Source organism: Herbidospora solisilvae (assembly GCF_009901565.1).
Lineage (GTDB): Bacteria > Actinomycetota > Actinomycetes > Streptosporangiales > Streptosporangiaceae > Herbidospora > Herbidospora solisilvae.
The window spans coordinates 723,043-748,328 of the sequence record NZ_WXEW01000004.1 but is presented as its reverse complement, the minus strand read 5'-3'; the positions used below and the strand labels follow the sequence as shown (position 1 = coordinate 748,328).

At 70.6% G+C, this 25,286-nt stretch carries 21 protein-coding genes and 2 rRNA genes; 13 read left to right on the top strand and 10 right to left on the bottom strand.

What is annotated here, in order from left to right:
- From GT755_RS16780 to GT755_RS16770, 3 genes are all read left to right on the top strand, one after another.
- Positions 1-99: ribosomal RNA gene (locus tag GT755_RS16780) — 23S ribosomal RNA — on the top strand; the annotation flags it as partial.
- Positions 100-151: 52 nt separating this feature from the next.
- A 5S ribosomal RNA gene (rrf, locus tag GT755_RS16775) occupies positions 152-268 on the top strand.
- A 530-nt stretch (positions 269-798) separates the two neighbouring features.
- Positions 799-1,683, top strand: a complete 885-nt coding sequence (locus GT755_RS16770; protein ID WP_161480598.1) for a phenylalanine 4-monooxygenase — start codon at positions 799-801, stop codon at positions 1,681-1,683.
- Here GT755_RS16770 and GT755_RS16765 read toward each other — a convergent pair.
- The gene (locus GT755_RS16765) at positions 1,673-2,956 is read right to left on the bottom strand and encodes a phosphodiester glycosidase family protein (RefSeq protein ID WP_235966708.1); all 1,284 of its coding nucleotides are present in this window, start codon (positions 2,954-2,956) and stop codon (positions 1,673-1,675) included. The genes GT755_RS16770 and GT755_RS16765 overlap by 11 nt on opposite strands.
- 22 nt (positions 2,957-2,978) lie before the next feature.
- Between GT755_RS16765 and GT755_RS39620 the strand changes: the two genes are divergently transcribed.
- Positions 2,979-3,164 carry a hypothetical protein gene (locus GT755_RS39620; protein WP_235966707.1) on the top strand — a complete coding sequence of 62 codons (186 nt, stop codon included), beginning with the start codon at positions 2,979-2,981 and terminating at the stop codon, positions 3,162-3,164.
- Positions 3,165-3,250: 86 nt separating this feature from the next.
- On the opposite strand, the gene GT755_RS16760 is transcribed toward GT755_RS39620, so the two are convergent.
- From GT755_RS16760 to GT755_RS16745, 4 genes are all read right to left on the bottom strand, one after another.
- A complete protein-coding gene (locus GT755_RS16760; RefSeq protein WP_034382748.1) occupies positions 3,251-3,472 on the bottom strand; it encodes a hypothetical protein in 222 nt (73 codons plus the stop codon).
- 93 nt (positions 3,473-3,565) lie between these two features.
- A complete protein-coding gene (locus GT755_RS16755; RefSeq protein WP_161480596.1) occupies positions 3,566-4,600 on the bottom strand; it encodes a P1 family peptidase in 1,035 nt (344 codons plus the stop codon).
- Entirely contained in the window at positions 4,597-6,195 is a 1,599-nt protein-coding gene (locus GT755_RS16750; protein ID WP_161480595.1) for a PucR family transcriptional regulator, read from the bottom strand. Before GT755_RS16750 ends, GT755_RS16755 begins: the two co-directional genes overlap by 4 nt.
- Positions 6,196-6,221: 26 nt before the next feature.
- Positions 6,222-6,971, bottom strand: a complete 750-nt coding sequence (locus GT755_RS16745) for a TetR/AcrR family transcriptional regulator C-terminal domain-containing protein (RefSeq protein ID WP_202610061.1) — start codon at positions 6,969-6,971, stop codon at positions 6,222-6,224.
- A gap of 117 nt (positions 6,972-7,088) precedes the next feature.
- Here GT755_RS16745 and GT755_RS16740 point away from each other — a divergent pair, with 117 nt between their 5' ends.
- The 3 genes from GT755_RS16740 (at position 7,089) to GT755_RS16730 (ending at position 11,362) form a co-directional block, all read left to right on the top strand.
- Positions 7,089-8,507 (top strand): MFS transporter, encoded by a 1,419-nt coding sequence (locus GT755_RS16740; RefSeq protein WP_328794379.1) that lies wholly within the window; start codon positions 7,089-7,091, stop codon positions 8,505-8,507.
- A gap of 67 nt (positions 8,508-8,574) precedes the next feature.
- Positions 8,575-9,852: an aspartate aminotransferase family protein gene (locus GT755_RS16735; protein WP_161480593.1), complete on the top strand. Its 1,278-nt coding sequence runs from the start codon at positions 8,575-8,577 to the stop codon at positions 9,850-9,852.
- Between the two features lie 37 nt (positions 9,853-9,889).
- Complete coding sequence (locus GT755_RS16730; protein ID WP_161480592.1) at positions 9,890-11,362, top strand: CoA-acylating methylmalonate-semialdehyde dehydrogenase; 1,473 nt, start codon at positions 9,890-9,892, stop codon at positions 11,360-11,362.
- Here GT755_RS16730 and GT755_RS16725 read toward each other — a convergent pair.
- Positions 11,359-12,786 (bottom strand): MFS transporter, encoded by a 1,428-nt coding sequence (locus GT755_RS16725; protein ID WP_161480591.1) that lies wholly within the window; start codon positions 12,784-12,786, stop codon positions 11,359-11,361. The genes GT755_RS16730 and GT755_RS16725 overlap by 4 nt on opposite strands.
- Before the next feature lie 166 nt (positions 12,787-12,952).
- Between GT755_RS16725 and GT755_RS16720 the strand changes: the two genes are divergently transcribed.
- Positions 12,953-14,122: a type 2 periplasmic-binding domain-containing protein gene (locus tag GT755_RS16720; protein WP_161480590.1), complete on the top strand. Its 1,170-nt coding sequence runs from the start codon at positions 12,953-12,955 to the stop codon at positions 14,120-14,122.
- An 84-nt stretch (positions 14,123-14,206) separates the two neighbouring features.
- Positions 14,207-15,409: a saccharopine dehydrogenase family protein gene (locus tag GT755_RS16715; RefSeq protein ID WP_030450972.1), complete on the top strand. Its 1,203-nt coding sequence runs from the start codon at positions 14,207-14,209 to the stop codon at positions 15,407-15,409.
- 354 nt (positions 15,410-15,763) lie between these two features.
- On the opposite strand, the gene gabT is transcribed toward GT755_RS16715, so the two are convergent.
- A complete protein-coding gene (gabT, locus tag GT755_RS16710) occupies positions 15,764-17,110 on the bottom strand; it encodes a 4-aminobutyrate--2-oxoglutarate transaminase (protein WP_161480589.1) in 1,347 nt (448 codons plus the stop codon).
- Positions 17,111-17,209: 99 nt separating this feature from the next.
- On the opposite strand from gabT, the gene GT755_RS16705 reads away from it, so the two are divergent.
- Complete coding sequence (locus tag GT755_RS16705; RefSeq protein ID WP_328794378.1) at positions 17,210-18,595, top strand: PucR family transcriptional regulator; 1,386 nt, start codon at positions 17,210-17,212, stop codon at positions 18,593-18,595.
- Here GT755_RS16705 and GT755_RS16700 read toward each other — a convergent pair.
- Positions 18,564-19,229, bottom strand: coding sequence for a TetR/AcrR family transcriptional regulator (locus GT755_RS16700; RefSeq protein ID WP_235966706.1), 666 nt, complete (start codon positions 19,227-19,229; stop codon positions 18,564-18,566). The two genes, GT755_RS16705 and GT755_RS16700, sit on opposite strands and share 32 nt — an antisense overlap.
- Before the next feature lie 193 nt (positions 19,230-19,422).
- Here GT755_RS16700 and GT755_RS16695 point away from each other — a divergent pair, with 193 nt between their 5' ends.
- Entirely contained in the window at positions 19,423-20,853 is a 1,431-nt protein-coding gene (locus GT755_RS16695) for an aldehyde dehydrogenase family protein (RefSeq protein WP_161480588.1), read from the top strand.
- A gap of 66 nt (positions 20,854-20,919) precedes the next feature.
- Positions 20,920-21,843 carry a polyphosphate kinase 2 gene (gene ppk2, locus GT755_RS16690; RefSeq protein ID WP_051759253.1) on the top strand — a complete coding sequence of 308 codons (924 nt, stop codon included), beginning with the start codon at positions 20,920-20,922 and terminating at the stop codon, positions 21,841-21,843.
- On the opposite strand, the gene GT755_RS16685 is transcribed toward ppk2, so the two are convergent.
- Both GT755_RS16685 and GT755_RS16680 read right to left on the bottom strand, forming a co-directional pair.
- On the bottom strand, positions 21,840-22,802 hold the full coding sequence (locus GT755_RS16685; RefSeq protein ID WP_161480587.1) for a trypsin-like serine peptidase: 963 nt from the start codon (positions 22,800-22,802) through the stop codon (positions 21,840-21,842). The two genes, ppk2 and GT755_RS16685, sit on opposite strands and share 4 nt — an antisense overlap.
- Before the next feature lie 51 nt (positions 22,803-22,853).
- Complete coding sequence (locus GT755_RS16680) at positions 22,854-23,900, bottom strand: trypsin-like serine peptidase (RefSeq protein ID WP_161480586.1); 1,047 nt, start codon at positions 23,898-23,900, stop codon at positions 22,854-22,856.
- Positions 23,901-24,090: 190 nt separating this feature from the next.
- On the opposite strand from GT755_RS16680, the gene dxr reads away from it, so the two are divergent.
- Positions 24,091-25,236, top strand: coding sequence for a 1-deoxy-D-xylulose-5-phosphate reductoisomerase (gene dxr, locus GT755_RS16675; protein ID WP_161480666.1), 1,146 nt, complete (start codon positions 24,091-24,093; stop codon positions 25,234-25,236).
- Positions 25,237-25,286 lie beyond the last annotated feature (50 nt).

Sequence of the window (25,286 nt, the reverse complement as noted above, 5' to 3'; positions counted from 1 at the left end):
GGGTAAGGCCCCCGGTAGACGACCGGGTTGATAGGCCGGGAGTGGAAGCACAGTAATGTGTGGAGCTGACCGGTACTAATAGGCCGAGGACTTGACCATAAATGTTCGCGTCGACTATGCAACTCTCAGGCTGCAAACAGCCTAGTAGAGTTACGGCGGTTATGGCGGAGGGGAAACACCCGGTTACATTCCGAACCCGGAAGTTAAGCCCTCCAGCGCCGATGGTACTGCACCGGGGACGGTGTGGGAGAGTAGGACACCGCCGGACAATCTTTATACCGGAGGCCCCGATCTATTTGATCGGGGCCTTCGACGTTTCACGGGACGATGCCCGGCCATTCGGCCGGGCTTTCTGCGTTTCCCAGGCCGATCGATGAGGCGTGACCGCGGCCGTTGTTTGCGGGGTTCGGCCACGTCGGCCGGCCCCCGCCGGTGGTGGCCCGGGCCTCATTCCCGACAAGCGAGGCTGGCCGAGTGCCGACGAGGTGCGGCTACGTCACCTGGTCGCTCGCCCGGCCCCGTGCGCTGTTCCTCCGGCCCTCGGGCCGACCGCGAAGTCCCCGTTGGTCTCGCGCACCAAGCCTCGCCTGTGTGCCCTGTCCCTCAAGTAACACCAGCCCCATGCCGGCGGCCGGTCCGCATCGATCGCTCCCGCCGGGAGTCGTGCCAAACCCGACCCTCCGCGCACCCGGCAATCTGTCCAGTCCGCACGCTCATCCGCCAGGCAAACTGGCCGGATTGTCCAGGTTGAGCTGCGGATACTTGCTCTTCTGCCTCCCCTCTTGTTGTCATTTGTAGATGTTTGAGGAAGCGCAGTACTTCGCTCCTGTCGCCGCCAACGAGGACGGGTCCGTCACCGTTGAGCTGGCCAAGAGCCACCCGGGGTTCGCCGACCCCGTATATCGGGCGCGTCGCAACGCCATCGCCGGGCTCGCCGTGGGTTACACGCGAGGGGAGCCCATCCCGCACGCCGAGTACTCCGAGGAGGAGCACGAGGTCTGGTCTCTGGTGACCCGGGAGCTGGCCGCCAAGCACCGGAAGTACGCCGTCTCCGAGTTCCTCGACGCCGCCGAGGCGCTGGGGCTGCCGAAGGACCGTATCCCGCAGCTCGAAGAGGTCAGTGAGCTGCTGAGGCCGCTGACCGGGTTCCGCTACATCCCGGCTGCGGGGCTGGTGCCGCTGCGGGAGTTCTACAGCGTGCTGGCGGACTCGTTCTTCCACTCGACGCAGTACATCCGGCATCACTCGGTGCCGTTCTACACCCCGGAGCCCGACGTCATCCACGAGGTCATCGGGCACGGCAACACGCTCGCGTCAGAGCGGTTCGCGGCGCTCTACCGGCTCGCGGGGCAGGCGGCGCGCAGGGTCGAGACGGCCGAGGCGCTGGAGTTCGTCTCCAAGGTCTTCTGGTTCACCCTGGAGTTCGGGGTGATGCGGGAGGGGCGCGAGCTGAAGGCCTACGGGGCCGGCATCCTCAGCTCGTACGGCGAGATCGAGGAGTTCCGGGGGATGGACATCCGGCCCCTCGACGTCACCGTCATGGGCACGACGGTCTACGACATCACCAAGTACCAGGACGTGCTCTTCGAGGCGGCCTCGTTCGACCACCTCGAAGACGTCGTCGGTCAGTTCTGGGCGTCGTGCGATGACGAGATGATCGCCAAGTTGCGCACTACGGCCTGATCAGCAGGGCGTCGCCGACCGCGCGCTCGGCGCCGTCGGAGGGCTTGTTGACGACCTTGCCCTTGACGACCATGGCGCTGGAGCCGCCGCCGTCGAGGTTGATGGCGTCGCGTGCGCCCAGCCACTGCATGACGCGGGCGGCCTCGTGGAAGGAGGCGCCGACGGTCTGGCCGGGGGCGCGGCCGTCGACGACGGCCAGGATCAGTTTGCCGTTCCTCGTCACGCCCGCGAGGGTGCGCGGGTGGCGGCGGACGATCATGTTGATGTTGGCCATGCCGTCAGTGGCGGCGGTGATCCAGGTCTTGCCGTTCTTCACCAGGCCCACGCCGCCGCCCACGATGTGGGTGTCGGGGGTCAGCGGAACGGTCCGCTTCCTGCGCAGGTCGGTGACCGTGGTCTTGAGCTGGACCTTGCCGCCCTCCTGGGCGTAGGCGGCGAGCCAGTCGGCGCCGGCTCCGACGCCCTGGAGCACCCGCATGCCCTTCATGATCTTGGCGCCGGGCGAGCGGACCGCCGTGACGACGCCGTCGGGGTCGATGACGACCTCGGTGGCGCCGACCTTGGGGGTGCTGGCGCCGAACTCCTCGGTGTAGAGGACGAGCTCGCCGTCCCTGCCGACCCGGTTCACCCCCGCGACGGGGGCCATCGCGCCGCCGGCGGCGACGTTCACCGACGACTTGAGTTCGGTGATGCGGGCGGTGCGGCCCTTCAGGACCACCGCCGTACGGCCCTCGACGGCCTCGCTGAGCAGTTTGCCGCCGACGACCGAGATGCCCGTGGGGTCACCCCGGTAGGCGGCGCCCGTGTGGATGTCGAAGAAGCCCCCGTTGACGCCGGCGACGGCGCCCGCGCCCTTGGCCATGTCGGTGACGCGTTCCCGGACGGCCGTCTTCTTGCCGAGGCTGGCGGCGAAGCTGCCGCGGAACGACCTCGGGTCGACCATCAGGATCTTCATCGACCAGGGGCCCGCGGTGACGAAGCCGTCGTCGCCCGTGTAGTCGGCCTTGGCGCTGATCCCGGCCTCCTTGAGCTCCTTGACGACCTTGTCGGCCTCCTTCTTCGCGCTCAGGGGCCACTGGCCGACGCGGACCATCCAGTAGTCCTGCGCGGGGAAGTCGGCGATCGCCGGCCGGGTGAACTTCACCACCACCGGTTCGAACCCCGCCATCTGGACGGCCAGGGCCTGCTTCTCCGCCGTGCGCTGGGTGTACGCGTCGTTCGCCCCGGCCAGCACGCTGACGGTGTAGCCGTCCTTGTTCGTGCCGTGGCGCAAGGTGATGTATTCGATGCCCGGTATGACCATCTTCGAGGTCGTCTTCGCAAGGCCGGGAACCCCCAGCGGAAAGCTCGACGACGGCAGTCCCGCGGTCTTCTGGCTGTCGGCAAAAACCGGCATAACCGGCAAAACGGATGCCAGCGCGGTAATTGCGACGGTCAGACGGCCTCTCATATGGTCTCTCCCCAATAGTGGTCGTGAGTGACCATCGTGGCGAGAATGGCGCTTATAAGTGGGCGAAACACGCCAATCGGTATGAGAAATCTCGACTGAATTGAGTATTTCGCCTGGTCAATACCCGGTCGTCGCCTGACGGACGAACTCCTGCGGGGAAAGCGCCTCGATGAATCCGATCCGCCCGTCGTCGAAGCGGCGCAGGCCCCAGTAGTGGCCGGTGGCGGAGCCGTACCAGATGCTCCAGTGGGGGAAGCGCGCCGACAGGGCGCGGACGATCGCGCGGTGGTCGGGGGCGGGGAAGGCGCGGGGCGGTGTCTCGGACTCGGTTATCGTCACGTAGCGAGACAATCATGTCCCGGAGGGTGAACCCGGAATGCCCGGTTCGTGGGGTGGGGCAGGTTTTACACCTGGTGGAAACGAATCCTTATCTCACCTTGTCGCGGGGAGGAGAGACGCCAGCCGGGCGCCGTCGAGGCCCTCGACGGTCAGGCCGTTGAAACCGGTCATCGTGTCTCCGGCGACGAGCGCGTTGACGATGGCCTCCTCGGTGGCCTCGATGACGGCGTGGTAGAGCGGGTCGAGGTGGTCGTCGGCCATGACGGTCACCTGGTAGGTCGGCGGGACCTCCGCGCCGAGCACGTTCACCGGCAGGTTGCGGTTGCCCACGCTGAAACAGAGGAAGCCGTCGCCGCTGGAGTTCTCGCCCGCGCCGCCCGTGCGCCCGACGCCGAGCCCGGCGCGCCTGGCCAGGCGGGCGCACTGGTGCGGCAGCAGCGGCGCGTCGGTGGCCACGACGCCGATGATCGACCCGGCGCCCTCGTGGGGGACCTCCGAGGCGCCGAGACGACGGCCGACGTTGACGCCGTTCACGGTGAGCCGCTCGCGGTGCCCGTGGTTGGCCTGCACGTAGACGCCGACCGTGTATCCGCCGGCGACCCGGGAGGCGGTGCCCGCACCGCCCTTGAAGCCGTGGCAGATCATCCCGGTCCCGCCTCCGGCCGCGCCCTCCGCGACCGGGCCCGTGGACGCCGACGCGAACGCCTCGACCACGTGCTCGGCGGTCACGTGGCGGCCGGTGATGTCGTTCAGGGAGCCGTCCCAGGTCTCCCCGACCACGGGCAGCGACCAGCCCTGGCCGCCGGGATCGAGGGCCGACAGGGCGTCGCGGACCACGCCGACCGACCCGGTGCTGGTCAGGCCGATGGGGGAGGCCAGCATGCCCAGTTCCCGTACGTAGGCCAGGCCGGTCAGCTCGCCGTTGCCGTTGAGCCAGTGGTATCCGGCGAACACCGGCTCGGCGAAGGTGTCGCCGTCGTGCGGCAGGATGACCGTCACGCCGGTCCGGACCGACGCGCCCGAGACGAGCGTGGTGTGGCCGACCTTCACCCCCGGCACGTCGGTGACGGCGTTGTGCGCACCGGTGGGGAAGGTCCCGATCACGATGCCGAAGTCGCGGGCCCTCACCGGGTCTCCCGGAACGATTCGAGCGCCAGCAGCGCGACGTGCAGCGACAGGCAGGAGTCGACGTCGTCGAGGTCGGTCGACAACACCCGTTCCAGGCGGCGCAGGCGGTCGTAGAAGGCCGGCCGCGACAGGTGGGCGCGCTGGGCGGCGACCGCCTTGTTGCGGCCCGCCTCCAGGTAGATGCGCAGGATGCGGGTCAGGTCGGAGTTGCGCTGGGCGTCGTGGGCCAGCAGCGGGCCGAGCTCCCGCTCGGCGAAGGTCTGCAGCCGGGCGTCGTCGCGCAGCAGGTGCAGCAGCCCTCGCAGGCGCAGGTCGGGCAGGCGGTAGTAGGGGCGGCCGTCGTGCTGGCGGACGGCCACGTCGGCGACCTGTTCGGCTTCGAGGAAGCTGCGGCGTACGTCACGGATGGAGTCGACCGTCGAGCCGGCGGCGAGCACGGCCCCGGCGGCGCGGAGCCGCTCGGCCAGCGTCGTGAGGGCGGCCTCGGCGCCGACCCGGGGCGGCAGCGGGAGCAGCACGCCGACGTGGGCCTGGTCGAGCGCGCCCACCAGGGCGGGCAGCCGGGCGTCGCGGCAGGCGGCGGCGGTGAGGTCGGCCAGGTCGGCGAGCCGGGCCTGTTCGTCGAAGGTGCCCTCGCCGGGTGTGGTCGGCCTGATCACGACGCTGACCAGCTTGCGTCCGGTCAGCGGCACGCCCACCGCGCGGGCACGGGCGGCGGCCTCGTCGGGGTCGGCGTAGGCGTGGCTGAGGATGCCGGTGAGGATCGTGCCGTGGGCCTGGCGCTCCAGGGAGAGCTGGTGGCGTTCGAGGAGACGTCCGAGAGCGAGGGTGGTCGCGGCCCGTTCGGCCAGCACGATGTCGCGTGGCCCCGGCGGGCCGTCGGCGAGCAGGATCAGCCGGCCCCAGTCCTGGCCCCGGGCGCCGACCACGGTGACCAGCCAGCCGGCGGCCTCGTCGTAGGCGGTGCGGCCCTCGGGGTCGACCGCCCGGGAGCGGGTCTCCCAGCTCGCCAGCAGCGCGCCGACGTCCTGGCCGGCCGAGTCGCAGGCGAGCACCTGGTGGGCCAGGTTCTCCAGCATGACCGGGCGGCCGGAGAAGCGGGCCACCTGGGCGAGCACCTCGGCCGGCGACGCGCCCTCGACCGAGAGCTCGGTGAAGATCTCGTGGAGCTGCTCGGAGGCCCGCAGCTCCTGGATCTGCGAGTCGATGATCATGTTGTGGACGGACTCGGTGATCTGCACGAACGGCGTCTCGCGGGCCAGCGTGACCAGCGGCAGCCCGTGGTCCTCGGCCGCCCTGACCACGGCGGCGGGCAGTTCGCGCACGAACCGGCGGCCCAGTTCGACGACCAGGCCCGAGGCGCCCACCTGGGCGAGGTCGGCCACGTAGTCGGCCAGCTTGTCGGGCTCGGGCGGCAGCGCCACGCCGGTGGTGAGCACCAGCTCGCCGCCGCGCAGCAGGGGGGCGATGTCGGTGATCTCGCCCACGTGAACCCAGCGCACCCGCCCGTTCAGCCGGTCGGCGCCCGCCACCACGGCAGGGTCGCCACGCCGGACCGTGTCGAGCGAGAGCACGTCAGCGACGGTGGGGAGCATGTCAGCGAGCGTAGTCGCTCAGTGTGTCAATGTGTCTGGTGATTTGATGACATATCGGCGCTTTTGGGAAGCCGCATGGCCAGGCCGTCGAGCATCGAGACCAGGCCGAAGTCGAACGCGAGCTGCCGGTGGGCGAGCGGATCGATCGTGCTCTCGACGGCCTCTTGGAAGCGCGCATGGACCTCGGGGTGGGCGCGTGCGACCTTCTCCACGGCCGGGGCCAGATCTCTCTGGGCCTGTTCCATGGTGATACCCCGCCTCTTGAGGGCCGAGGTGTAGGCCGCTTCGGGCGCGGTGGCGCCGACGGTGTACGACAGCACCGCCGCCCCGGCGTAGTCGATGTCGTGCTTCTGGAAGCCCGCACGCGCCAGGGCGGCGCAGAGCGTGGCCGAGCAGTTCATGGCGTTGGGGCCGAGCGCGGGGAGCGAGCCCAGCACGAAGGTGAACCACGGGTGGGCCAAGATCGCGGCGCGCAGCCCCCAGGCCACGTTGCCGACCACCTCCCGCCAGCTGTCGGACGCCGGGATGCGGACCGCGCCGAAGACCTCGTCCATGGCCAGTTCGAGCAGTTCGTTCTTGTTGGCGACGTGCCAGTAGAGGCTGGTGGCCCCGGCGCCGAGCTTGGCGCCGAGCTTGCGCATGCTGAGCGACTCCATGCCCTCGGCGTCGAGCAGCTCGACCGTCGCCCGCACGATCTGCTCGCGGCTGAGGCCCTGCTGCGCGCGGCGCGGCTTGTGCTCCCGCGTCCACACGCTGGTGAAGCGCTGTTCCGGCATCCCTCCACAGTAAATCTCTCGCACACCGTTCGAGAATCGTCGTACAGTGTGCGAGTGACCTCGAACACTGTACGAGACCCCAGGCGTTGGTGGATTCTCGTCGCCCTCTGTCTCGCCGTGCTGGTTCTGGTGGTGGACAACACCGTGCTGAACCTGGCCATCCCGGCGCTCATGCGCGACCTCGGCGCCACGCCCGCCGACGTCCAGTGGATCATCGACGGCTACATCCTCGTCTTCGCGGGGCTGCTGCTGACCGCCGGATCCCTCTCCGACCGCTACGGACGCCGCAAGGCCCTCGTCTTCGGCCTGGTGATCTTCGGCGCGGCCTCCACGCTGGCCATGGTGTCGACCGAGCCCTGGCACCTCATCGGGGCGCGGGTGCTCATGGGGGTGGGCGGCTCGTTCATGATGCCGTCGACGCTGTCGATCCTCATCACCGTCTTCGACGAGGACGAGCGCCGCACCGCCATCGCGGCCTGGGGCGCGGTCGCCACCATCGGCATGATCGCCGGCCCGACCCTGGGCGGCTTCCTGCTGCACAACTACTACTGGGGCTCGGTCTTCCTCCTGAACGTCCCTATCGCGATCGTCGCGATCATCGCCGCGCTGGTCCTGATGCCCGAGTCCAAGGGCGAGCCGCGGGGCTTCGACCCGGTCGGCGTGCTGCTCTCGATCATCGGCCTGAGCTCCGCCGTCTGGGTCGTGATCATGCTGCCGCAGCACGGCTTCGATCCGCTGATGTCGGCGGTGGCGGTGCTGGCGATCGTCGGATTCATCCTCTGGGAGCGCCGGGCCGCGCATCCGCTGCTGCCGCTGGAGCTGTTCCGGAACCGGTCGTTCTCCGGGGCGTCGTTCTCGATCGTGCTGCTCGCGTTCGGCGCGGGCGCGCTCATGCTGGCGCTCACGCAGTACCTGCAGTTCGTCCTCGGGTACGAGCCCCTCACCGCCGGTCTCGCCCTCGTGCCCTACGTGCTGGCGTCCCTCGTCTTCAGCGGCGTGGGGGCGGCCCTCGGCAAGAAGGCGTCCAACCGGGCGCTGATCGTGTCGGGGCTGATCGTGCTGGCCGGCGGTTTCGGCCTGCTCTCCACGCTCGACGTCGACGACGGCTACGGCTTCCTCATCGCCTGCCTGGTCATCATGGGGGTGGGCGGCGGCCTGGCCGGTCCGGCGGCCTACGCGACCCTGATGGGGGCGGTCCCGCCCCAGCACGCCGGGGTCGGCTCGGCGCTGAACGACACGGTGCAGCAGGTGGGGGCCGCCCTGTCGATCGCCGTGCTGGGCAGTGTGCTGGCGGCGGCGTACACGGCGGCGATGCCGGACGACACGCCGGCCGCGGCGCGGGAGTCGATCAGCGCGGCCCTCGACAGCGGCGTCGCCGAACTGGTGCGGCAGGGCAAGGAGTCGTTCCTGTCGGCGATGTCGATCGGCTCGTGGGTGGGAGCCGGGTTCTCGCTGCTCGCGGCGCTCGTCGCAGTGCTGGTGCTGCCCAGGAAGGCGCCCGCCGCCGAGCCGGTCGCCGAGCCCGTCAAGATGTAAGGGAACGCGTGGATGGTCCGACATGATGTGGGTATGGCTCGCCCCTGTGAGCCGGGATACTCAAGGCATGTCGGACCTTCTTGCCCGCCACCGCGCGGTGATGCCCAACTGGCTGGCCCTCTACTACAACGAGCCCGTCGAGATCGTCAGCGGTAAGGGCAACCGCGTCGTCGACGCGAACGGGAAGTCCTACCTCGACTTCTTCGCCGGCATCCTGACCAACATGATCGGGTACGACGTCGCCGAGGTCCGCGACGCCGTGGAGCGCCAGATCGCCACCGGCGTCGTGCACACCTCGACCGTCTACCTGCTGCGCGGCCAGGTCGAGCTGGCCGAGAAGATCGCCCGCCTGTCGGGCATCCCGGACGCCAAGGTCTTCTTCACCAACTCCGGCACCGAGGCCAACGAGACCGCCCTGCTGCTGGCCACCTACGCCCGCAAGACCGACCAGGTTCTCGCGATGCGGCAGAGCTACCACGGCCGGTCGTTCGGCACCGTCGCGGTCACCTCGAACCGGTCGTGGAAGAACAACTCGCTCTCGCCGCTCAACGTGCACTTCCTGCACGGCGCCGACCGGCACCTGACCCAGTTCAGGGGCATGAACGACGAGCAGTACATCGCGGCCTGCGTCGACGACCTCCGGCACGTGCTGGCCACCGCCGTCGGCGGCGACGTCGCCGCGCTCATCGCCGAGCCGATCCAGGGCGTCGGCGGGTTCACCATGGCCCCCGACGGGCTGTTCCGCGCCTACCGCGAGGTGCTCGACGAGCAGGGCATCCTGTTCATCTCCGATGAGGTGCAGACGGGCTGGGGGCGTACCGGATCGGCGTTCTTCGGCATCCAGAACCACGGCGTGACCCCCGACATGATGACCTTCGCCAAGGGCCTGGGCAACGGCTTCGCCGTCGGCGGCGTCGTCGCGCGCGGCGACCTGATGGACAACCTGCACGCCGTCGGCCTGGCCACCTTCGGCGGCAACCCGGTCGCCATGGCCGCCGCCAACGCCACCCTCGACTACGTGCTCGACCACGACCTCCAGGCCAACGCGGCGAAGACCGGCGCCATCATCATCGAGGGCCTGCGCGAGGCCGCGCCGCGCCTGCCGGTGGTCGGCGACGTGCGCGGCAAGGGCCTGATGTTCGCCGTCGAGCTGGTCGGCCCGGACGGTTCACCGTCGCCCGAGCTGGCCGCCACGTTCATGGAAGAGACGAAGAAGCTCGGCCTGCTCGCGGGCAAGGGCGGCCTCTACGGCCACACCATCCGCATGGCCCCGCCCCTCACCCTGACCGAGGAGGAGGCCCGCGAAGGCCTGGGCATCATCGTGACGGCCCTGGAGAACCTGTGATCCGCCCGGGAGCCGTCGTGACCGCACTGGAGAAGTCATGAAGCGCATCACCCACTGGATCGGCGGAGTCCCGCGCGATTCCGACCGGTCCGGCGACGTCTACAACCCGGCGACCGGCTCGGTGAGCGCCCAGGTGGCGCTGGCCTCCGCTGACGACGTCGACGCCGCCGTCGCCGCCGCGAAGGCCGCCTTCCCCGCCTGGCGCGACGCCTCGCTGGTCAAGCGCGCCCACGTGCTCTTCCGATTCCGGGAGCTCCTGTACGCCAACCGCGACGCCCTCGCCGCCCTCATCTCGGCCGAACACGGCAAGGTGCACTCCGACGCCCTCGGCGAGGTCGCGCGCGGCCTGGAGGTCGTCGAGTTCGCCTGCGGCATCCCGCACCTGCTGAAGGGCGGCTTCTCGGAGAACGTCTCGACCAACGTCGACTCGTTCTCGATCCGCCAGCCGCTCGGCGTCGTCGCCGGGATCACCCCGTTCAACTTCCCGGCCATGGTGCCGATGTGGATGTTCCCGGTCGCCGTCGCCTGCGGCAACACGTTCGTCCTGAAGCCGTCGGAGCGCGACCCGTCGGCGTCGCTGCTGATCGCCGAGTTGTGGAAGCAGGCGGGCCTGCCCGACGGCGTCTTCAACGTCGTGCAGGGCGACAAGGTCGCCGTCGACCGGCTGCTCGCGCACCCCGACGTGAAGGCGGTCAGCTTCGTCGGCTCGACCCCGATCGCCCGGTACGTCTACGAGACCGGCACCGCCAACGGCAAGCGCGTGCAGGCGCTGGGCGGCGCGAAGAACCACATGCTGGTGCTCCCGGACGCCGACCTCGACCTGGTCGCCGACTCGGCCGTGTCGGCGGGCTTCGGCTCGGCGGGCGAGCGCTGCATGGCCATCTCGGTCGTGCTGGCCGTCGACCCGATCGGCGACGAACTGGTCGAGAAGATCGCGTCGCGGGCCCGCAGGATCAAGATCGGCCCCGGCGACGACCCCGCCTCGGAGATGGGCGCCCTGGTCACCAGGGTCCACCGCGACAAGGTCGCCTCCTACCTCGACCTCGGCGAAGGCAAGATCGTCGTGGACGGCCGGGAGAACCTCCCCGACGGCGACGGCTTCTGGCTCGGCCCCACCGTCATCGACCACGTGCCGCCCGGCTCCCGCACCCACCGCGAGGAGATCTTCGGCCCGGTCCTCTCGGTGGTCAGGGTGGCCTCCTACGAGGAGGGCCTGACCCTGATCAACGAGGGAGAGTACGGCAACGGCACCGCCATCTTCACCAACGACGGCGGCGCCGCCCGGCGCTTCCAGAACGAGGTCGAGGTCGGCATGGTCGGCGTGAACGTGCCGATCCCGGTCCCGATGGCCTTCTACAGCTTCGGCGGCTGGAAGGCCAGCCTCTTCGGCGACACCCACGTGCACGGCGTCGAGGGCGTGCACTTCTACACCCGAGGGAAGGTCGTCACCTCACGGTGGCTCGACCCCTCCCACGGGGGCGTGAACCTGGGTTTCCCGACGAACGGCTAGGACGACGCCGCGGCCTGGTCGGCCCGCCTCGTCGCCGCGCGGCTGGGCAGGACGACCAGCGCCACGACGATGCTGATCGCCATCAGCACGGCGCCGATCAGGAAGACGGCGCCGTAGCCGGCCTCCGGGGTGGCCATGGTGGCCGCGACCGTGGCCAGGGCCGCCAGGCCGAGCGAGCCGCCCACCTGCCGGGAGGCGCCGAGGATGCCGGACACCAGGCCCGACTCCGACCGCTGCACCCCGTTGGTCGCCAGCACGACCAGCGGGGTGAACGCCATGCCGGCGCCCGCGCACATCAGCACGCCCGGGACCAGGATGCCCAGCACGTAGCCGTCGAGCACGGCCGACTGCAGCAGCATGCCGGCGATGCCGACGACCGTCGCGCCGATCAGGAGCGTGCGCGGCGTCATGCGGCGCAGCAGCAGCGGCGCGAGCCGCCCGGTGGCGATGAGGGTGAGCGCGTGGGGCAGGAACGCGAGCCCGGCCGTCATCGGCGTGTAGCCGAGGTCGCCCTGCATGTGGATCGACAGGAAGTACCACATCGCGAAGAAGATCGCCCCGGACAGCACCTGGATGATCGTGGTGCCGGCGACCGTGCGCCGGGTCAGCAGCGAGAGCGGCACCAGCGGGCTCGCGGTCCTCTTCTCGACCAGGACGAACACGCCGAGTCCGAGCACGCCCAGGACCAGCGGCACCAGCGCGACCGGTGACCCCCAGCCGTGTTCGTGGGTCTCGACCGTGCCGTAGGCGATGGCCGTCAGCGCGGCGGTGACCAGCGCCGCGCCGGGCAGGTCGAGCCGGGCCGAGCCCTCGGGCCGGTCGCGCGCGATCACCCGCAGGCCGGTGACCACGATGGCCAGCCCGATCGGCACGTTGATCAGCAGCGTCCAGCGCCAGGACAGCAGCTCGGTGAGGGTGCCGCCGAGGATGCCGCCCGCCGCGCCCCCGGCCGCGCCGACGGCGTTCCACGCCGAGATGGCGGCGGTGCGGCGCGGCCCCTCGGAGAAGGTGGTGGTCAGGATGGTGAGGGTGGTCGGGGCCAGCACGGCCGCGCCGACGCCCTGCAGGACCCGGGCCGCGATCAGCAGCCCTGGGTCGGCCGCCAGCCCGCCCAGCAGGCTGGCCAGCGCGAACACCGAGACGCCGGTGAGGAAGACGCGCTTGCGGCCGAACAGGTCGGCCGCCCTGCCGCCGAGCAACATGAGCCCGGCGAAGGTGAGCGCGTAGGCGTTGACCACCCACTGGAGCCCGGTCTCGGTGAAGCCGAGCTCGGCGCGCATGGCGGGGAGCGCCACGTTCACGATCGACACGTCGAGCACGACCATGAACTGGCCGAGACAGGCCAGCACGATGACGGCGATCGCGGTGCGGTCGAGCGGAGCGTCTTCGACGACGCCGGAGGGTGCGGAGGCGGGCGCGCTCATGCGAGGGGCCGCCGATGGACGGCGCCGGTGGAGCAGGGTGACGGGAACAGGGTGGAGCTCATGGGCTCGACTCTACGGACGCCCGCCGACAGAACTCACTCGGATATTGGTCCTAGGACCTGCGAGTAGGCTTCCGGGGAGTCCGGTTCCAGGCCGTGGAGGATCGTTGGCGTCGCGTCGTCTCACCGCCCTCGCCGGGGCCGCCGTTCTGCTGCTGGCCGCGTGTGGTCAGCAGGTCGCCTCCGCGCCCGCCCCGTCCTCCTCCGCCTCCGCGAACGCGGCGTCGAAGACGCCGTCCGCCACCCCGTCGCCGTCGCGCAGCGCCTCGCCGTCGCCGACCGCGTCCGGCGGCGGTGAGGGCGCGCTCACCGTCCTGGCGCCCCGGGGCTTCGTCGAGTGGGGCGGCAACGACCGGAAGGTCAACTGGGTCGCGCCGTTCGAGCGTGAGAGCGGCTGCCGGGTGACCTACCGGCCGTGGGAGTACGTCGCCGGCAACCCCGTCAACGTCGACACCTTCGACGTCGTGGCGGCCGGGCCCGACCTGGCCGGGAAGCTGGTGGCCGACGGGGGCGCGGCCCGGATCGACACCGGGAAGGTCGCCGGATACTCCGGGCTGCCGAAGTGGACGCGCGAACTGGTCGGCGACCACGGCGTGCCCTACGTGTGGGACACCACCGTCGTGGCGGTGAAGGACGGCGCGAAGGGGTCGGTCTTCGACGCCGACGGGCCGGTGCTGCTCCGCGACACCCCGCTGACCATCGCCGACGCCGCCCTGTCGCTCGGCTTCGACAACCCCTACCAGCTCAGCCCGGCGCAGCTCAGTGAGGCCGTGGCGCTGCTGGAGAAGAAGAAGGACGGCCGGTCCTACTGGCGCGACCCGATCCAGGTGATCGAGGGGTTCGCGGGCGGGGCGACGATGGCCCAGTCCACGCCCTACGTGCTGGGCGGCATGGCCGAGGCGGGGCTCGACGTCACCCGGGCCGCGGGCCCGGCCACCGGCTGGGTCATGTCGTGGATGGTCTCCGCGCGGGCGGCCCATCCCTCGTGCGCCGAGAGCTGGCTCGAATGGTCGGTGCGGCCCGACGTGCAGCGCGAGGTCGCGTGGTGGACGGGCACCGCTCCGGCGAACCCGAAGGCGTGCACGTACAAGATCTCTGACGACCCCCCGCCCGGCGAGGCCGTCAAGCAGGACCGCGTCGAGAGGTTGTGCGACGAGCACCGGGACAAGGGTGTGGTGTTCGCCACCTTCCCGGCCCTCGACTGCGGCGGCGAGGCGGGGGCGTGCACCGCCTACGAAGACTGGATCAAGGCCTGGGACTCCCTCAAGGAGGAGTAGGGCCGTCAGTTCGCTGATTGGTGGACCAGTCGAATTCGCCCATCTTATTGAATGGTCAGTCAGTCAGCTGTTAGCCTGCTCTCCATGCGGATCCTCCTTGTCGGCGCTGGTGGCGTGGGTTCGGCCATGGTGGCCATCGCCTCCCGGCGCAGTTTCTACGACCACATCGTTGTTGCCGATTACGACGTGAACCGGGCCGTTTCCGCATGTGCCCGGATCGAAGACCCCCGTTTCTCGGCGATCGGACTCGACGCCTCGAACGCGGCCGAGGTCGAGGCGGCCCTGCGGGCCCACGAGTGCGACGTGCTGTTCAACGCCGTCGACCCGCGCTTCGACATGCCGCTGTTCACGGCCGCGCTGAACGCCGGAGTGACCTACCTCGACATGGCGATGTCGCTCAGCGCCCGCCACCCCCAGCGCCCCTACGAAGTGCCCGGCGTGAAGCTCGGCGACGACCAGTTCGCCCTCGCCGGCAAGTGGGAGGAGCGCGACCAGCTCGCCCTCGTGGGCATGGGCGTCGAGCCCGGCCTGGCCGACGTGTTCGCCCGCTACGCCGCCGACCACCTCTTCGAGACCATCGAGGAGATCGGCATCCGTGACGGCTCCAACCTGCGCGTCGACGGCTACGACTTCGCCCCGACCTTCTCCATCTGGACCACCATCGAGGAGTGCCTGAACCCCCCGATCGTCTGGGAGGACGGCCGCTGGCACACCACCGAGCCGTTCAGCGAGCCGGAGGTGTTCGACTTCCCCGAGGGCATCGGCCCGGTGGAGTGCGTGAACGTCGAGCACGAAGAGGTGCTGCTGGTGCCCCGGTGGGTCGACACCCGCCGCGTGACCTTCAAGTACGGCCTCGGCAACGAGTTCATCGAGGTCCTGAAGACGCTGCGCAAGCTCGGCCTCGACTCGCCCGGCACCGTGAAGGTGAAGGGCCTGGACGTGTCACCCCGCGACGTCGTGGCCGCCTCGCTGCCCGACCCCTCGACCCTCGGCGACCGCATGCGCGGCAAGACCTGCGCCGGCACCTGGGTCAAGGGCGTCGGCAAGGACGGCCGGGCGCGCGAGGTCTACCTCTACCACGTGGTCGACAACGAGTGGTCGATGCGTGAGTACGGTTGTCAGGCCGTCGTGTGGCAGACCGCGGTGCACCCGGTCGTCGCGCTGGAACTGCTCGCCAACGGGGTGTGGAAGGGCAAGGGCGTGCTCGGCCCGGAGGCCTTCGACGCGGTGCCGTTCCTCGACCTGCTCAACGACTACGGCTCTCCTTGGGCGCTCCGCGAGCAGTGAGCTGTCGCTCACGGCGTCTGGGCACGACCGGCAACAGGGCTTCGGCGCACTCGTCACACGCGTGGACGGTGGTGTCGTCGGGCAACCGGCCGACTCGGACGCGGGGGCGAGGCCATTTCTTGTGGCAGACCACACAGGCGTCTCCGTCGCGCTGGAGCGAGGTGAGACCTGCCGGGTCGAACGTCAGCAAACCTGTCCGCCTCCTCGGTCATGTGTCGGAACCGTTATAACGCGACTACCTGGTGTGATCGACCAGCACGACGCCAAGTCAGGGTTAAATGACTGACATCCGACGGGTCGAACAACAACAAAAAGGGCACTCGGCAACAAGCCGGGTGCCCTTTTTGGGGTGAATCACACCTCGCTGACGGTTTTCTCGAGGATGGTCAAACCCTCCTCCAGCAGGTGGTCCGGAATCACCAACGGCGGGAGGAACCGGAGCACATTGCCGTAGGTGCCGGCGGTCAGCACCACGAGCCCCTCGGCGTGGCAGCGCTTGGCGATCTCCGACGCCGCGGCCGGGTTCGGGTCCTTCGTCCCCGGGACGACCAGCTCGATCGCCGTCATCGCGCCCCGGCCCCGGACGTCCCCGATGATCCCGAACCGCTCCTGGAGGCCGCGCAGGCGCGGCAGCATCACCTCGCCGATCGCGCGGGCCCGCTCGACCAGGCCCTCCTCCTCGATCGTCTCCAGCACGCCCAGAGCCGCCTCGCAGGCCAGCGGGTTGCCGCCGTAGGTGCCGCCCAGGCCGCCGGCGTGCACGGCGTCCATGAGCTCGGCCCGGCCGGTCACGGCGGCCAGCGGGAGGCCGCCCGCGATGCCCTTGGCCGTGGTGATGATGTCGGGCACGATGCCCTCGTCCTCGCAGGCGAACATCTGGCCGGTGCGGGCGAAGCCGGTCTGGATCTCGTCGGCGATGAAGACGATGCCGTTGGCCTTGCAGAACTCCGCGATCCGCGGCAGGAAGCCCTTGGCCGGCACGATGAAGCCGCCCTCGCCGGCGATCGGCTCGATGATCACCGCGGCCACGTTCTCGGCGCCGATCTGCTTGGTGATCTGGTCGATCGCCTGCGCGGCGGCCTCCTCGGCCACGTTCTCGCCCGGCCACCGGAAGGGGTAGGCGAGCGGCATGCGGTAGACCTCGGGGGCGTAGGGCCCGAAGCCCTGCTTGTACGGCATGTTCTTCGCCGTCAGCGTCATGGTCAGCAGGGTGCGGCCGTGGTAGCCGTGGTCGAAGGCGACCACCGCCGGGCGGCCGGTCGCCAGGCGGGCCACCTTGACGGCGTTCTCCACCGCCTCGGCGCCGCTGTTGACCAGGAACGTGCGCTTCTCGTGGTCACCCGGGGTGATCGCGTTCAGCTTCTCGCAGACGGCGACGTACGACTCGTACGGCGTGATCATGAAGCAGGTGTGGGTGAAGTCGGCCACCTGGTTGCGGACCCGCTCGACCACCTTGGGGGCGGCGTTGCCGACGTTGGTGACGGCGATGCCCGAACCGAAGTCGATCAGGGAGTTGCCGTCGGCGTCGACCAGCACGCCGCCACCGGCCTTCGTCACGAAGACCGGCAGAGTGGTGCCCACGCCGGCGGGCACCGCCGACTGCTTGCGCGTGAACATCTCGCGCGACTTGGGGCCGGGGATCTCGGTGACGAGGCGGCGCTCCTGGGGAAGCCCCGGGCCGCCGTGGGCTGTAGTGGTCATGTGGTCGACGTTACGTCCCCCGGTGCGAAGTCTCGATGCTCCGACGTGGCAGAATCGGGGTTCGCCACGTGCCGGAATGGACAATAAGGGGGCCGATAGGTGGCGCCGTCCCTGCGCAGGGTCACCGGCATGGCCGGGCTGCGGGTGCTGGCCGGACGGGCCGCGCTCGACCGCCCGGTGCGCTGGGTCGCGGTGAGCGAGCTGGAGGACCCAACGCCGTTCCTGGAGGGCGACGAGCTGGTGCTCACCACCGGGATGCGGACGGCCTCGTGGCGACCGTACATCACCCGGCTCGTGGACCGCGGCGTCGCGGGCCTGGGGTTCGGCATCGGCCTCAGCCACGCGCGGGTGCCCGACGAGCTGGTCGCGGCGGCGGCCGACGCCGGGTTGCCGCTGGTCGAGGTGGCCAGGGAGACGCCCTTCATCGCCATCGGGAAGACCGTCAGCGACCTGCTGGCCGCCGAACACTACGAGGAGATCACCGGGGCCTTCGAGGCCCAGGGCCGCCTGACCAGGGCCGCCCTGCGGGGCGACGGCGCGGCCTCGGTGGCCGACCGGCTGGCCAGGGAGCTCGGCGGCTGGGTGGTGCTGCTCGACGAGACCGGCACGGTCCGGCACGCCACCCCGCCCGAGGCGGAGGAGCGCGCCGCCGGGCTGCGCAGCGAGTTCGCCCGGCTCAGGAGCGGCGCGGCGGCCGTGGCGCTGGCGGGGCCCGAGGAGAACGTCGTGGTCCAGCCGCTCGGCGGGCGCGGCTTCTTCGCGGTCGGCGCGGGGCATCCGTTCACGCCGATCGCCCACACGATCGTCAACGCGGCGGCCTCGCTGCTGACCCTGGCGCTCGAACAGGGCGCCGCGCCCGAACGGCTGCGCTCGGCGGTGCTCCGGCTGCTGATCGCGGGGGAGACCGAGACGGCCCGCGAGGTCCTGGCCGACGTGGGGGTGACCCTGCCGGACGATCCCGTGGTGGTCCTTGCAGTGGCCGAGAGCGGCCCGATCAGGGCCTTCCACGCCCCCCACGGCGACCTGACCGTCGTGATCTGCGCCGAGCCGGAGGCGCCGGCCCTGCGGGACGCTCTCGACGGACCGGTGGGCATCAGCCTCCCCGGCCCGCTGAGCCGCGTCGCGACGGCCGTCGACCAGGCGGTCCGGGCCTACCGGGCCGGGCGGGGCAAGCTGAGCTTCGCCGACCTGGCCGGCCAGGGGCTGCTCGGCCTGCTCGACGCGGGCGCGGTGCGCGCCTACGCCGACGTGTTGCTGGCCCCGCTCGACGAGCAGCGAGGTGACCTGCGGGAGTCCCTCCAGGCCTACCTGGCCTGCAACGGCCACTGGGACGCCGCCGCGCAACGCCTGGGCGTGCACCGGCACACCCTGCGCTACCGCATGAAGAAGGCCGCCGAACTCCTCGGCCGCGACCTCGACGACCCGGCCACGCGAGCTGAACTGTGGATCGCCCTCAGTGTTCCCTCGCCACCACGAACTGGTTGATCGTGGCGTTGGTGACCACGGTGTAGGTCTGGGCGTCGGGCAGATGACCGGCACGTTCCAGTGATATCGCTCCCTGGGCGGCGGCCCACAGCGCGTCGGCGATCTTGCGGGGCTGGGTCGGCGTCAGGTAGCCGGCCGAGATGCAGTCGGCGATCACCCGGTCGAACAGGTTCAGCGCCGCGCGGGCGAGGGTCCGGGCCCGCTCCGACGGGACGAAGCCCGGGATGGCCCGCTCGAACATGAGGCTGTAGTAGCCGGGTTCGGCCAGCGCCGCCTCGCGGTAGGCCGGGCCGAGCGACTGGAGGTATTCGAACGGGTCGGTGCGCGCGGGCACGGCGGCCAGGCGGCGGCGGAAACGTTCGAAGCCTTCGAGGTAGAGCGCCTCGGCCAGGCCCTCTTTGCTGCCGAACATCGTGTAGATGACGGTCGTGGCGCACCCGGCCTCGGCGGCGATGCGCCGCACGGTCAGGCTTTCGGGCCCCGCGCTGATCAGCAGTTCGCTGGCGACGTCGAGGAGTTTGGTGCGCAGCTCGTCGTAGGTACTCCGCTGGCCGAGAGCGTACGCGCCCTGCAATCCGAGCGGGACCGGCGTGGCCATGAGCGACGAGCCCTTCTCATCAAGGGGCCCTCGCATCGGACCCGAACCTTGACTTAACCACGCCACTCAGCGTTCAAACCGCACCGCAATGGAAAACATCCCGAAATTGCGGCGCAACCGTGACATGGGGTTGGAGCATGGGGACTTGTCCGCAATGGCCAGAAGATTGCAGCCGATTGTGCGATGCGGAGTAAGGCCCGTTACACGATAGTGGCATAGCGTCGGTTGCATGAGCGTTGCCATGCCTTTCTGGATCGCCGGCCGTCCCGCGACGGGAGAGGCCGAGCTGACCGTCACCAACTCCCACGACGGCCGGACCGTCGGGGTGACGTCCGTCCCGACCCCCGAGCAGGTCGAGGAGGCGGTGGCCGCCGCCCACGCCGTGGCGCGCCAGGCCGCGGCGCTGCCGATCCACGTGCGGGCCGAGGCGCTCGCCCACGTGTCGCGGCGGATCGCCGAGCGGGCCGACGAACTGGCCCGGCTGATCAGCGGTGAGAACGGCAAGCCGATGTTCTGGGCCAGGGGAGAGGTGAGCCGGGCGGTCTCCACCTTCCGCTTCGCCGCCGAGGAGACCCGCCGGTTCAGCGGCGAGGTGGTGCGCCTCGACACCGAGGCGGCCGCAACCGGCCGCATGGCCTACGTCTCCCGGGTGCCGCGCGGGCCGATCCTGGCGATCTCACCGTTCAACTTCCCGCTCAACCTGGTCGCCCACAAGGTCGCCCCGGCCATCGCGGTCGGCGCGCCGGTGATCGTCAAGCCGGCTCCCAAGACGCCGCTGTCGGCGCTGGTGCTGGGCGAGATCCTGGCCGAGACCGACCTGCCCGAGGGCATGTTCTCGATCCTGCCGGTGCCCAACGACCGGGCCGCCGCGCTGGTCGACGACCCGCGCCTGCCGGTGGTGTCCTTCACCGGCTCCAGCCCCGTCGGGTACGCGATCATGGACCAGGTCCCCCGCAAGCACGTCACCCTCGAACTCGGCGGCAACGCGGCGGCCGTGGTGCTGGCCGACGCCGACCTCGACTGGGCCGCGACCCGGATCGCGCTGTTCTCCAACTACCAGGCCGGGCAGAGCTGCATCGCCGTCCAGCGGGTGATCGTCGACGAACTCGTCGCCGACGCCTTCGAGGGCAGGCTCGTCGAGGCCGTGAACGCCCTGGTCACCGGCGACCCCGCCGACGAGAAGACCCAGGTCGGGCCGCTCGTCTCGGCCGAGGCCGCCGAGCGCGTCGAGGCCTGGGTGAACGAGGCGGTCGCCGCCGGCGCGAAGGTCCTGGCGGGCGGCGCCCGCGACGGCGCCACCTACGCCCCGACCGTGCTCGCCAACGTGCGCAAGGACGCCAAGGTCGTGCGCGAGGAGGTCTTCGGGCCGGTCCTGGTCGTCCAGCGGGTCAACGGCCCCGACGCGGCCTTCGCCGAGGTCAACGACTCGGCGTACGGCCTCCAGGCGGGCGTCTTCACCCGCAGCCTCGACCTGGCCTTCAAGGCCAACCGGGAGCTGGAGGTGGGCGGTGTGATCATCGGCGACGTGCCGTCGTACCGGGCCGACCAGATGCCCTACGGCGGCGTGAAGGACTCCGGCGTCGGCCGGGAAGGCCTGCGTTCGGCAATGGACGACTACACGTACGAGAAGGTGATGGTCCTTACGGGCCTGACGCTCTGACGAATTTTGGGTGACAAAAACGGGCATAGGGGATTGGGTCTCCTTGATTAGGTAAAGGCTTCGGCCATGAAGGCGGACGATGTCGTGGACCTCCTGGGCCGCACCCCGGGGTTGTGGGTCAATGACGAAGACGGCGACGACGATCCGGTGCTGCTGCGTTCGGACGGCAGCCCGGTCGACACCTGGCGTGAGCACTACCCCTACGACCAGCGCCTCGAGCGCCCCAGCTACGAGCGCGAGAAACGCCTGCTCCAGATCGAGCTGCTCAAGCTCCAGTACTGGCTCAAGGACACCGGAGGCCGCCTGGTCATCCTGTTCGAGGGCCGCGACGCGGCCGGCAAGGGCGGCACGATCAAGCGCTTCATGGAGCACCTGAACCCGCGTGGCGCCACCGTGGTCGCGCTGGAGAAGCCCAGCGAACGCGAGCGCACCTCCTGGTACTTCCAGCGCTACATCAACCACATGCCGGCCGCCGGCGAGATCGTCCTGTTCGACCGGTCGTGGTACAACCGCGCCGGCGTCGAACGGGTCATGGGCTTCTGCACCGACGAGCAGTACGAGGAGTTCATGATCCAGGCCCCGCTGGTCGAGAAGCTTCTCGTCCGCGACGGCATCAAGCTGGTGAAACTCTGGTTCTCGGTGTCCCGCGCCGAGCAGCGCACCCGGTTCGTGATCCGCCAGGTCGACCCCGTGCGCCAGTGGAAGCTCTCGCCGATGGACATCGCCTCCCTCGACAAGTGGGACGAGTACACCCAGGCCAAGGAGCGCATGTTCGTCAGCACCGACACCGACGACGCCCCCTGGACGGTCATCAAGTCCAACGACAAGAAGCGCGGGCGCGTCGAGGCGATGCGTTACGTGCTGAGCCTGTTCGACTACGACGACAAGGACACCACGATCGTCGGCACCCCCGACCCCCTCATCGTCCGGAAGGCCGCCGACATCGTCGACGAGGACCTCTCCGACGACACGGCCGAGTTCAGCCTCTAGGCCTTCTCGGCCATGTCGAACACCTGCTTGGCGGCGCTGCCGAAGTAGGGGCCGTACATCATCGAGTTGTCGTCGCTGTACTTGAAGCTGCTGACCGACGTCACCGTGCCGCGCCCCGTGGCGGCGTCGAAGCCGGTCAGCCACGGGCCGCCGCTCGCCCCCGCCGTCAGGTCGCACCGGAGCCCCTGGTCGTGGGTCTGGCTGTGGGGGTCGGGGCGGGCCGCGCCCGCGCAGTACATCAGCCGCTCGCCGTCGTAGGGCGGGTCGGCCGGGTAGCCGAAACCGTGGGTCTGCTGGCCGCGCTTGACCCCGAAGCCGATCTCCAGTGCGCCCGCGACGTCGTTGACGTGGCGGCCGAGCTGCGCGTTGAGGGCGACCATGCCCACGTCGTAGCTGTCGTCGGCGGCGCGTGACCAGGGCCCGGCGACGAACATGCGACGGGCCGAGAACGTGCCCAGCGGGCGGGCGCCCTCGTCGTAGCCGGGCACGAACACCCAGTTGCGGGCCCACACGCCGGTGCCGTCCTTGACGCAGTGCCCGGCGGTGACCACCACGTCGCGGTTGGCCGACCGGATCGAGGCGGCCGAGCAGACGAAGTCGACGCCGTCCATGGTCAGGAAGACCCGTCCGGCCGCCCGCCCCACCAGGCCGCCGGACTGCCACCGCGCCGAGGACACCGGACCCCGCTGCCGCACCTTCGCGGGCGCCTCCGGACGGCCGTGCCGCCGCCTCTCCGGCCCCGTCACACTGGGGCTCGGCGTGCTCTTCGGGCCCAGGCCCGTGGCGAGCGTGTGGACGACTTCCAGCAGCCCGATGGGCAGCGCCTTGGCCATGCGCTCCGCGGTCCAGTAGCCGGCCGGCGCGGCCGCCGCCCAGTGGTGGACGACGTCGGGCGGCGGCACGGCGGCCGGGTGCAGGGAGGCGAGGGCAAGCGTCAGCGCGGTCAGGACGGGGGTCATGGCCCCAGATTCTGGACCACTATCCGTGTTCGTATGACTACTTTTGGTAAATCAGGTGAGCCCGGTTCGCTGGGCGGTGTTGTAGAGCGCCTGGGCCTCGCCGCCGAAGTAGGGACCGAACATCCAGAAACTGGCGAAGTTGTACTTGAAGCTGTTCACCGAGTTGAGCAGCCCGGCGCCGGTCTTCTCGTTGAAGCTGGAGAACCAGGGGCCGCCGGACGACCCGCCGGTCATGTCGCAGTTCAGGCCGAGGTCGTCGGAGAGCAGGAAGTCGTCGAAGACCCGCCCGCTGCAGTAGGTGAGCGTCGAGCCGTTGTAGGGGGCCGCGGCGGGGAAGCCGAAGGCGTACATCTGGCGGCCCCGGGGCTGGTTGAAGGCGATGCCCTGGCCGCCGACCACGTCGGTCAGGTACTCCCCGTCGAGCGGGGCCACCACGGCCGCCGCCACGTCGTGGTTCATGTCCTCGCTGCGGCTCCACTGCGGCGTGGTCAGCAGGGTGGTGGCCACCCAGGTGCCGTAGGGGCGCTGGCCGTTGTCGTAGGCGGGCACGAAGACCCAGTTCTTGTGGAACGCTCCACCCAGCCGCACGCAGTGCCCGGCGGTGATGACGACGCTCTTGTTGGCGCTGGTCACGGCGTTGCCCGAGCAGGAGGCGTTCTTCCCGGCGCCGGAGCCGGAGGCGACGGTGAAGAAGACCCGGCCCGAGGTCGTCACCACGGCCCCGCCGCCCTTCCAGGGGGCGCCGTCGGAGGTGGCCGAGGCGGCGGCCGGCTCCCCGGCGGCGGCCTCGGCGGTGAGGGTCGGCCGGACCGAGGCGGGCTTGGCGTCCGGCAGGTCGAGGAACGCGGCCGCCCCGCTCGCGAAGCGCTGGACGCTGGCCGCCGGGGCGTCGAGCGGCTTGGCGGCCTCCATCTTGGCCTCGGTCCAGAAGTTCTCCACCGCGCGCTGCTCGCTCTTGCTGTCGGCGGCCGCCACGACCACCGGCTTGGGCTCGGCGCCCTGGGCGACGGCGGCCGTCGCGGGCAGCAGCGCGGCCACGACCGGCACGGTGACTAAGGGGGCCAAACGGGTCAGGCGGCGGGGCGCCGAGCCATGCATGCGTACCTCCGTTATCGGATGTCCTGACGCGCGAAATTAGCGACCCCGCTGTCCCTCTTTCTCCTTTATGTACATATGGATATAGCGGGATACGGGCATAGATAGCGTGGAATAACCCGAGGCTCAGGCGTACCGGGGCGTGGCGCACAATGGTGCGGTGAACCGACCGGAAATCCCCCCACGTTCGATCATGGTGCTCGGCTCGACGGGTTCGATCGGCACCCAGGCCCTCGACGTCCTCGCCCGCGACGGGTTCCGGGTGGCCGGGCTGGCCGCCGGCGGGGGCCGTCCCGACCTGCTGGCCCGGCAGGCGGCCGAGACCGGCGCCCCCGTGGTGGCCGTGGCCGACCCGGCCGCGCTGCCCGCCGTGCGCGAGGCGCTCTCGGCCCTGGGGGCCGCGCCCGAGGTGCTCGCGGGCCCCGAGGGGGTGGCCGAGCTGGCCGGGCGGCCGTGCGACATCGTGCTCAACGGGATCACCGGGGCCCTGGGGCTGACCTCGACGCTCGAGACGCTGAAGGCCGGCACCACGCTCGCGCTGGCCAACAAGGAGTCGCTGATCATCGGCGGGCCGCTGGTCAAGCGGCTGGCCGCGCCGGGCCAGCTGCTGCCGGTCGACTCCGAGCACTCGGCGCTGGCGCAGTGCCTGTGGGCGTCCGGTCCGACCGGTTACCGGCCCGAGGCCGTGCGCAAGCTGGTCGTGACCGCCAGCGGCGGGCCGTTCCGGGGGCGGCGGCGGGCCGACCTGGCCGACGTGACCCCCGAGATGGCGCTGAACCACCCGACCTGGAACATGGGGCCGGTCATCACGATCAACTCGGCGACGCTGGTGAACAAGGGCCTGGAGGTCATCGAGGCCCACCTGCTGTTCGACATCGGGTTCGACCGGATCGAGGTGGTCGTCCACCCGCAGTCGGTGATCCACTCGATGGTCGAGTTCGTCGACGGCTCGACGGTGGCCCAGGCGAGCCCGCCCGACATGCGGCTGCCGATCGCGCTGGCGCTGGGCCATCCCGGGAGGCTGCCCCACGTGGCGTCGCCGGTCGACTGGACGCGCGCCCACACGTGGACCTTCGAGCCCCTCGACGTGGAGGCGTTCCCGTCGGTGCCGCTGGCCCGTCACGTGGGGGAGCAGGGGGGCACGGCCCCGGCGGTCTACAACGCGGCCAACGAGGTGTGCGTCGAGGCGTTCATGAAGGGCGCGCTGCCGTTCCTCGCGATCGTCGACACGGTGGCCGAGGTGGTCGGGGAGCACACCGTCGGCCGGGCCGAGTCGATCGAGGAGGTCCTGGCCGCCGACGCCTGGGCGCGGACGCGGGCGGCCGAACTGACCGCCTGAGCAGCCGAAAGGCCCGGGGCGGTCGGCGCCCCGGGCCCTTCAGGTCGTCT

Coding starts and splice junctions, on each gene's coding strand:
- GT755_RS16770 (WP_161480598.1), top strand. CDS start 799: ATGTTTGAGGAAGCGCAGTACTTCGCTCCTGTCGCCGCCAACGAGGAC.
- GT755_RS39620 (WP_235966707.1), top strand. CDS start 2,979: ATGACCATCTTCGAGGTCGTCTTCGCAAGGCCGGGAACCCCCAGCGGA.
- GT755_RS16750 (WP_161480595.1), bottom strand. CDS start 6,195: ATGCTCCCCACCGTCGCTGACGTGCTCTCGCTCGACACGGTCCGGCGT.
- GT755_RS16745 (WP_202610061.1), bottom strand. CDS start 6,971: ATGCCGGAACAGCGCTTCACCAGCGTGTGGACGCGGGAGCACAAGCCG.
- GT755_RS16735 (WP_161480593.1), top strand. CDS start 8,575: ATGTCGGACCTTCTTGCCCGCCACCGCGCGGTGATGCCCAACTGGCTG.
- GT755_RS16730 (WP_161480592.1), top strand. CDS start 9,890: ATGAAGCGCATCACCCACTGGATCGGCGGAGTCCCGCGCGATTCCGAC.
- GT755_RS16725 (WP_161480591.1), bottom strand. CDS start 12,786: ATGAGCGCGCCCGCCTCCGCACCCTCCGGCGTCGTCGAAGACGCTCCG.
- GT755_RS16715 (WP_030450972.1), top strand. CDS start 14,207: ATGCGGATCCTCCTTGTCGGCGCTGGTGGCGTGGGTTCGGCCATGGTG.
- gabT (WP_161480589.1), bottom strand. CDS start 17,110: ATGACCACTACAGCCCACGGCGGCCCGGGGCTTCCCCAGGAGCGCCGC.
- GT755_RS16700 (WP_235966706.1), bottom strand. CDS start 19,229: ATGCGAGGGCCCCTTGATGAGAAGGGCTCGTCGCTCATGGCCACGCCG.
- GT755_RS16695 (WP_161480588.1), top strand. CDS start 19,423: ATGAGCGTTGCCATGCCTTTCTGGATCGCCGGCCGTCCCGCGACGGGA.
- ppk2 (WP_051759253.1), top strand. CDS start 20,920: ATGAAGGCGGACGATGTCGTGGACCTCCTGGGCCGCACCCCGGGGTTG.
- GT755_RS16685 (WP_161480587.1), bottom strand. CDS start 22,802: ATGACCCCCGTCCTGACCGCGCTGACGCTTGCCCTCGCCTCCCTGCAC.
- GT755_RS16680 (WP_161480586.1), bottom strand. CDS start 23,900: ATGCATGGCTCGGCGCCCCGCCGCCTGACCCGTTTGGCCCCCTTAGTC.
- dxr (WP_161480666.1), top strand. CDS start 24,091: ATGGTGCTCGGCTCGACGGGTTCGATCGGCACCCAGGCCCTCGACGTC.